We start from the raw sequence: 8,140 nt of genomic DNA, 5'->3' as shown, positions 1-8,140 counted from the left end.
GGCAGTCGCTCCTTCGCTCACTGCCTCTCCAAAGAATCCTTTCTCAGCCTAAACTCAACCCCAAAATCGCCATATGCGATTCCCCTGCCCTCGAGGGGGAGATTACGCGCTCAGCCGCTTTCGCTTGCTAAGCCATCGGCAGCAGCCGGCGCATGATCAGCGAGGCGTGGCCGCCCACGCCGTGTGCAGCCGGCCGGCGCTCGACGACCTCGAAGCCGTGCTTACGATAGAAGGCGATTGCGCGGTCGTTGCCCTCGATCACTTCCAGGGCGATGCTGGGAATACCCGCATGCGCGGCAAGAACGGCATGCAGCAGGTCGGCGGCAAGGCCGGTGCCGTATTCGCTTTTGTCTATATGGAGCCGCTCGAGCATGACCTCGCCCTTGTCGTCCATCGCTGCCATCGCATAACCGGCGAGCGAGCCGTCAGCCCGCTCGGCGACGAATGACATCTTGTTGTCGTCCCCGAGCTCGGACGCCAGCCGATCCGGCGCGTGCCTCTCATCCGACAGCCGTGCCGTGGTCTCGGCACCCAGGATCGGCGAATAGGTCTGTCGCCAGGACCCTCCAAGCAGCCGCGACACCGCCGGAACATCCTGTTCGGTCATGGTTCTTATTTGGGGCATCGCCACCTCCCGGGCAGTTTATGGCACCGCAGCGTTCGCTCGGCCATTACCGCCTTACCCGCGATTTCAGCCAGCGGTCGAAGGCCACGGCGAGGATGAGGATCAGGCCGATGACGATGCTTTGTGTGTAGGACGAGACGTTGTTGAACTGCAGCCCGTTCTGCAAGACGCCGATCAGTCCTGCACCGACCACCGTGCCGCCGACGCTGCCGATGCCGCCGAACAGCGAGGTGCCACCGATAACGACCGCCGAGATCACCGTCAGCTCGTAGCCGATGCCGGCGACGGCTTCGGAGGAGTTGAGCCGCGCCGACAAAACGAACGCGGCAAGGCCGGCGAAGAAGCCGACGATGATGTAGACCGAGATCAGGATGCGGTCGACGCGCAGGCCGGAGAGGCGCGCGGCCTCGGCATTGCCGCCGACTGCGTAGACCGCGCGGCCGTAGCGCGTGTAGCGCAGCACGATGTGGCAAAGGATGGCGGCAATCGCGAAGATGATCGCCGGCACCGGTACCGGGCCGATCAGGCCGGTACCGAACCAGCGCATCGAGGCGTCGAAGCCGGAGATCGGACCGCCATTGGAGATTGTCAAGGTCAGGCCGCGAAACACGGTTAGGCCGCCGAGCGTGACGACGAAGGGCGGCACTTTCAGCCTGGTGATGGCAAAGCCCTGGACGCCGCCGGCCACGGCGCCGACGACGACGGCGGCGAGAAGGGCGGCGAACCAGCCATAGCCCTGCGTGCCCGTTGTCGACAGCGACAGCGTGTTGGCGGTGCCGCCTTTGGCCACCACCGCCGCGACCATGCCGCAGAAGGCGAGCAGCGAGCCGACCGACAGGTCGATGCCGGCGGTGAGGATGACGAAGGTCATGCCGAGCGCGATCAGACCGGTGATCGAGATCTGGCGCATGATGTTGAACAGGTTGATCGGGTCGATGAAGCTCGGCTTCAGCACGGTGAAGACGACGATCAGCAACGCCAGGAACATCAGCGGGCCGAAGCTCATCAGCAGGCGCGCAATATTGACGCCACCGCGCTGGCTCCGTTCGGTCGTACTGGTCATTGCGTTGCTTCCTGCTTCTGGTCGAGCGCCATCAGTTCCATCAGTTTCTCCTCGGTCGCCTCGACGCCGGGCATCTCGCCGGTAATGCGCCCGCGCCGCATGGTGACGATCCTGTCCGACACTGCAAGCACCTCGGGCAGCTCCGATGAGATCATCATGATGGCGATGCCGCGCGCGGCGAGTTCCACCAGGATCTGGTGCACTTCCGCCTTGGCGCCGACATCGACGCCGCGCGTCGGTTCATCGACGATCAGCACCTTGGGATCGCGCGCCAGCCAGCGGGCAAGGATCACCTTCTGCTGGTTGCCGCCGGACAGGCCCTCGATCGCCTGCTCGGGCGAAGCCATGCGGATCGACAGCATCTTCCTGTAGTTCGCCAGCGCCTCGCGTTCGCGCCGCTCGGCCATGAAACCGACACTGGAGTAGCGGTCGAGCGCGGCGATCGAGAAATTGGTGAGGATGGCGAGTGCTGCGAAGATTGCCTGGTGCTTGCGGTCCTCCGGCACCAGGCCGATGCCGAGCTCGATGGCGTCGGCGGGTGAGGCCGGCGCGATCGGCTTGCCGTCGAGCATGATGGTGCCGGCGGCAATGCGGTCGGCACCGAAGATGGCGCGGGCGAGCTCGGTGCGGCCGGAGCCGACGAGTCCGGCGACGCCGAGGATTTCGCCCGTCTTGAGGTCGAGATCGACGCCTTCGAGTACGATGGCGTGCGGCGCCTGCGGATCGCGCACCGTGCGCAGGCCGCGCACCGAGAGCCGGACGTCGCCGGCGACATCGCGCTGCGTCGGCCTGGCATAGAGCTCGGACGCGGCACGGCCGACCATCTTCTCGATGATCTTCGGCAGCCTGATCGGCCCGCCTTCGCGGTCGAGATGGCCGGCCAGCCTGCCGTCGCGCAGCACGGTCATACGGTCGCAGATCGCCGATGCCTCCTCCAGCCGGTGGGTGACGAACATGATGGCGACGCCATCCTTGCGTAGCCGGTCCATGATCGACATCAGCCTGTGCACTTCGGTTTCGGTCAGCGCCGAGGTCGGCTCGTCCATGATGATCAAGCGGCTCTTCAGCGATAGCGCGCGGGCGATCTCGACCAGCTGCTGCTCGGCCACCGACAGTGCGGAAACCGGCGTCGCCGGGTCGAGATTGAGCCCGACGCGAGCGATGATCGTGCGGGAATCTTCCTCCATTCGCCGCCAACTGACCAGCCCGAACCGGCCGAGCGGCGCGCGGCCGATGAAGATATTCTCCGCCACGGTCAGCGTCGGGATCAGGCTCAGCTCCTGGTAGATTGTTACGATGCCGTGGCGCTTGGCATCCTGCGGATTGTGCGGGCTGAATTCGACACCGTCGAAGACGATGCGGCCGCTGGACGGCGGCATCACGCCGGACAGGATCTTGAGCAGCGTCGATTTGCCGGCTCCGTTCTCGCCGAGCAGGCCGAGGATCTCGCCGGGGCGGACTTCAAGCGAAACGTCGTTCAGCGCGGTGACGCCGGCAAAGCGCTTGGTCACGCCCTCGACGGCGAGCAGGGCGGGAGAGGGCGCAATGGCTTCGACTGGCAAAGGATGCTCCTTGAATTGCGATCCACCCGAAAGGCCAGCGGGACAGCGCCCCCTCTGCCCTGCCGGGCATCTCCCCCTCAGGGTCCCTCAGGGGGGAGATCGGATGTCACCCAGGCTTTCGCTAGTCTCCGGTGTTGAAGAGAAGGCGACGCGTTGAAACTGCCAATCTCCCCCCTTGAGGGGGAGATGCCCGGCAGGGCAGAGGGGGGGCGCGACAGAACGCTGCTTTGGCGCTGTGCGCCCTCGGCGCCTACTTCGTCTCGCCCAGCCTCTCCGCCTTGTCGAGATTGTCCTTGCCGATGACGATCGGCGTCAAAAGCACCAGCTTTTCCTTCGGCTCGGTCTTGTCCCTGGCGTAGGCGACCGCGATCTGCACCGCAGTGCGCGATTGTTCGCCGGGGAATTGCTCGACCGTTCCGGCCAGCTTGCCGTCGCGCACGGCGACCAGCGCTTCGGGAAGCGCGTCGAAGCCGTAGATCTTGACGTCGGTGAAGTTGCGCGCCGCGCAGGCTTCAACCGCGCCAAGCGCCATGTCGTCATTGGCGCAGATGATCGCGTCGGGCTTGCCGTTGGCGGCAAGGCCGGCCTCGGTGACCGACAGCGCCTCGGCGCGGGCGAAGTTGGCGGTCTGCTCGAAGATGATCTGGTACTTGTCCTTCATCGGATCGAGGACGTTGTGCACACCCTTGTTGCGGTCGATCGCCGGGCCAGCACCGGGCTGGCCCTGCAGATGGAAGATCTTGGCGCCGTTCGGGAACGCCGCCACCATGGCCTGCGCTTCGGCCTCGCCGCCTTTGACATTGTCGGCGCCGACATGGGCGAGGATGCCCTCGACGCCGTCGACACGGCGGTCGATGGTGACGACGGGAACGCCGGCCTTGACCGCTTCTTCGATGGCTGGGGCCAGCGCGTTGACGTCGAGCGGCGAGATGACGATGGCGTTGACCTTCTGCACGAGTGCCGCCTCGATGTCGGCGGTCTGCTTGGGCGCCGAGTTCTGGCCGTCGCTCTCGATCAGGTTGACGCCCTGCGCCTGGGCTTCCGCCTTGATCTGGTTCAGCATGTGCACGAAGAACGGAAAGCCGAGGCTCGGCACCGAGCCGAGGATGGTCAGCTTGTCCTGGGCAAAAGCCAGTTGCGGAGCGGCCAGCGCCAAGGCGCCCATCGCCGCGGTCGACAGCAGGAATTCACGTCTGTTGATCAATTTAGTCTCCTCCCAGATGAGCGCACGACCCCGGAACCGGAATGGGTTTTCCGGAAGGTTCCTTGCGTCGATTCAAAAATGGAGTGTCCTTCGAGCGCCCAACTCGTGTTTGAAGGGACGCAACGGCGCTCCAGCCGGTCCACCGCGACGTTCTCCTCCGCTCGGTGCCTGCACAAGGATGCTAGCCAAGGCCGGAGCTTTGCGCAAGAACGGGAGAAGGCAAGACCTACCGATCGATCATCACCATGGTGCGCTCGCCGTAGCGCGGACCGGCGACCTTGCCCGGCGCCAATGCGTCGTCGAGCACCTGCATCTCGGCGGCGTCGAGCTTGATCGAAGCCGCGGCGACGTTCTCCTCGAGGTACTTTCGGCGCTTGGTGCCGGGGATCGGCACCATGTCGATGCCGAAGTCGCTCCCCTTGTGGAGCAGCCAGGCCAGCGCAATCTGGCCTGGCTTGACGCGCTTGGCCGCGGCGATGTCGAGTACCATGGCTGCCGCCTGCATGTTGGCGTCATAGTTGGCGCCCTGGTAGCGCGGGTCGCCGCGCCGGTAATCGCCCTCCGGATAGTCTTCGGCGCGCCTGACGTCGCCGGTGAGAAAGCCGCGGCCGAGCGGCGAGAACGGCACCAGGCCGATGCCGAGCTCCTTCAGCAGCGGAATGATTTCCGGTTCCAGATTGCGCTCCCATAGCGAGTATTCGCTCTGCACTGCCGACACCGGATGAACGGCATGCGCCCGGCGGATGTTGGCGGCACCGGCTTCCGACAGGCCGAAGAAGCGAACCTTGCCCTGAGCGATCAGCTCGCCGACAGCACCCGCCACATCCTCGATCGGCACCGCCGGATCGACGCGGTGCTGATAGAGGAGGTCGACATGGTCGGTGGCGAGCCTTCTCAGCGAACCTTCCAAAGCCTCGCGGATATGTTCGGGCCGGCTGTCGCGCTCGGTGCCGACTTGCTTGCCGTTTTCGATGCGGAAACCGAACTTCGTCGCGATCGTCACTTCATCGCGCCGGCCCTTCAGCGCGCGGCCGAGCAGCTCCTCGTTAGCGTACGGCCCGTAGACTTCCGCGGTGTCGAGGAAGGTGCAGCCGAGTTCGATGGCGCGGTGCAGCGTGGCGATCGACTCCGCCTCGTCGGCCGGACCGTATGACTGGCTCATGCCCATGCAGCCGAGACCAATTGCCGAGACTTGCAGCCCCTGGCTGCCGAGTTCGCGCATCGTCAATGTCATCTGAGGTTCTCTGGGTCGGTGTCGCAGTCCAAGCCGCCATATCCCATATAGCGCGCCGGTTGGGTTTCCACAGCCGATAGCTGACCGGCCATTTGAATCCAGGTCAAAGTGCGCCGCATCGATGCGCTTACAGTGTCCGCTGTCTTGGGAAGGACGCAAGCAGGCGGGTGGTCCGGGCCGGAAAGGCCAGAAGCAGCTACTAGCTTCGGACCACCCGTGGCCTTGATTGATGCGATCGCCATCAATCACACCATCAGTTGGCAGCGGTGCGCATATAAGACCAATCGCTGGCAGCGTAGCGGCCACCCCTTCGTGCCACGGCGAGCACGCGCCATGCGAAGGCTCCCTTATGACTTGAGAGAGCCACGTTCAGGCTCGAAATATCGACAAAGCCGGAATAGATCTCACTTGAACCAGATGGCACAAGTGCGAGCAACTCCACGAAGAAGCGCACTCCCTCTGGTTGCTGGCGTGCCGTCCACACTAGCTCGACACTATTTGCGTTGGAGCCAATCAACTCGCCATATGTAGGCGCGATGAGTATTGGAGCGGAAAGCGTCGCGGCCTTTGCGCCACCAGAACGAATGGCAGTCAGGCGCGCGCGAGCAGCCGGGAGACCGGATGCTTTAAACCACGCACGGGCGAGATCGACGTTTTGCGGAACGCCTTGCCCTGCCTCGTAAAGCTGGCCGAGATTATATGCCGCTCTTCGAATGCCATGAGAGGCCGCACGCGCGTACCATGTGGCGGCTTGCGCCATATCCGGGGACACGCCGCGGCCGCTGTCAAGCATGATGGCAACATTGAATTGTGCTTCGGGCAGACCCGCTTCTGCAGCACGGCGGTACATGTCGAAGGCGAGCCGAGCACCTGTCGGCCCGCCCATCAAGTCTTGTCGCAGTGCCTCGCGAAACAAAACACTCGGATCCTCGGCGCTAGCCGGCGTCACCGACTGTGCGAACGCGAGCAATAGACTGGCCGCGGTCACGAAGCGGCGCACGGCGTTAGCGCCAGGTGATCTCGACACGACGGTTTTCAGGTTCGGCAATACCCTCTTCGGTCGGAACCGCGAGTTCTGTTTCGCCTTTCGCCAGGACCTGGAACCGGTCGACCGGAAGTCCGCGATCGAGCAAAGCTTTCAGCACCGCTGTCGCCCTGCGCTGAGAAAGCAAGAGGTTCTGCGCTGGTGGTCCGGCACGATCGGCACTGCCAGTAACGATCATGACTTGCGGCTTGCCCTCGTTGAACGCGCGAGACGCTTGATCGAGGACTTCTCTGTCCTTGGGAAGAATTGTGCTGCTGCCGGTGCCGAAATGGATGACCAATGGGGCCGGTCCACTTTGTGCTTTCGCGCTTTCCGGCGTCGCGGGCGAAGGCGGATCTGTTTGCGCGAAAGCAGATGTGCTTCCCAGCAGGACAATAAAGGCGAGATGGCGAACAAAGCAACTGAGGTTCATATCAGACTCCTGTTTTGCGCTACCTTATTAGTTACCGCCCGATTGCCACTTCGATAGTTCCGGGGCGGGGGAGTGAACCATCGTCCGCAAATGCGCGCTGGATGAGTGCAGCTTCCACAAGCCCAGCCGCTATACGCTCTGCGCTTGGTCGATCTTCATTATAAAAGTACATGACTTCGTTTGCCCGAGAGCTTATGGGTGAATTGCCAGATTTTACGACGTCGAGCCCCTGAGCTCGCAGACTCCGCTCAAGGGTCGCCGCTCGTGTCCGCGCGGAATCGCGGTTACGCGCAAAGCGCAGAATGACTCGTGGAGTTGCATCTGAGGGCAGAACGATATCAGGCGATATGCCGATGGTTGCGGTAGACTGAGGCTGAGACGACTCTTGAGGCTGAAATGCTTCAGCAAACTGCTTTTCAAGGCGATCCATCTGCTTTTCAAGGCGATCCATGCCGGCATGATTGTCCGTCGCCTGCCGCCGCAATTTCTCGATCTGAGCCACGAGCTCGGACCGCTGGCGATCGAGTGCGGCCGCATCCGGCGACGGCGCCCGGGCGACGTCGCTCACCTGCGCTCGCAACTGCGCCAGCTCCGTGCGATCGGCGGTCGCGTCATGCCGCAGCTTTTCGATCTCGGCCACGAGCTCTGCCCGCTGGCGATCGAGTGCGGCCGCATCCGGTGACGGTGCCCGGGCGGCTTCTCTCACCTGCGTCCGCAGCTGCGCCAGGGCCGCACGGTCGGCGGTCGCCGCCTGCCGCAGCTTTTCGATCTGAGCCACGAGCTCGGACCGCTGGCGATCGAGTGCGGCCGCGTCCGGTGACGGTGCCCGAGCGATGTCGCTCACCTGCGCTCGCAACTGCGCCAGCTCCGTGCGGTCGCCGCCTGCCGCAGTTTCTCGATCTGAGCCACGAGCTCTGCCCGCTGGCGATCGAGCGTAACCGCATCCGGTGGCTGTGCCCGGGCGGCTTCTCTTACCTGCGTCCGCAGCTGCGCCA

At 64.1% G+C, this 8,140-nt stretch carries 8 protein-coding genes; all 8 read right to left on the bottom strand.

The annotated features are described in order from the left end of the window. Positions 1 to 127 precede the first annotated feature (127 nt). Entirely contained in the window at positions 128 to 625 is a 498-nt protein-coding gene (locus NKH17_RS33080) for a GNAT family N-acetyltransferase (RefSeq protein ID WP_352799296.1), read from the bottom strand. Positions 626 to 671: 46 nt separating this feature from the next. Then, a complete protein-coding gene (locus tag NKH17_RS33075) occupies positions 672 to 1,688 on the bottom strand; it encodes an ABC transporter permease (protein ID WP_254819652.1) in 1,017 nt (338 codons plus the stop codon). Beyond that, positions 1,685 to 3,250, bottom strand: coding sequence for a sugar ABC transporter ATP-binding protein (locus NKH17_RS33070; protein ID WP_352901473.1), 1,566 nt, complete (start codon positions 3,248 to 3,250; stop codon positions 1,685 to 1,687). Before NKH17_RS33070 ends, NKH17_RS33075 begins: the two co-directional genes overlap by 4 nt. 250 nt (positions 3,251 to 3,500) lie before the next feature. After that, a complete protein-coding gene (locus NKH17_RS33065; protein ID WP_254819725.1) occupies positions 3,501 to 4,451 on the bottom strand; it encodes a substrate-binding domain-containing protein in 951 nt (316 codons plus the stop codon). Positions 4,452 to 4,680: 229 nt separating this feature from the next. Further along, positions 4,681 to 5,688 carry an aldo/keto reductase gene (locus tag NKH17_RS33060; protein WP_352901470.1) on the bottom strand — a complete coding sequence of 336 codons (1,008 nt, stop codon included), beginning with the start codon at positions 5,686 to 5,688 and terminating at the stop codon, positions 4,681 to 4,683. Positions 5,689 to 5,941: 253 nt separating this feature from the next. After that, positions 5,942 to 6,736 (bottom strand): tetratricopeptide repeat protein, encoded by a 795-nt coding sequence (locus NKH17_RS33055; RefSeq protein WP_352807131.1) that lies wholly within the window; start codon positions 6,734 to 6,736, stop codon positions 5,942 to 5,944. Then, positions 6,693 to 7,145, bottom strand: coding sequence for an OmpA family protein (locus NKH17_RS33050; protein ID WP_352901467.1), 453 nt, complete (start codon positions 7,143 to 7,145; stop codon positions 6,693 to 6,695). Before NKH17_RS33050 ends, NKH17_RS33055 begins: the two co-directional genes overlap by 44 nt. Positions 7,146 to 7,176: 31 nt before the next feature. Next, positions 7,177 to 7,989, bottom strand: coding sequence for a hypothetical protein (locus tag NKH17_RS33045; RefSeq protein WP_352973511.1), 813 nt, complete (start codon positions 7,987 to 7,989; stop codon positions 7,177 to 7,179). Positions 7,990 to 8,140 lie beyond the last annotated feature (151 nt).

Origin of the sequence: Mesorhizobium sp. M1334 (assembly GCF_040317995.1) — a bacterium.
Lineage (GTDB): Bacteria > Pseudomonadota > Alphaproteobacteria > Rhizobiales > Rhizobiaceae > Mesorhizobium.
This window is presented reverse-complemented; position numbering and strand designations above follow the sequence as displayed.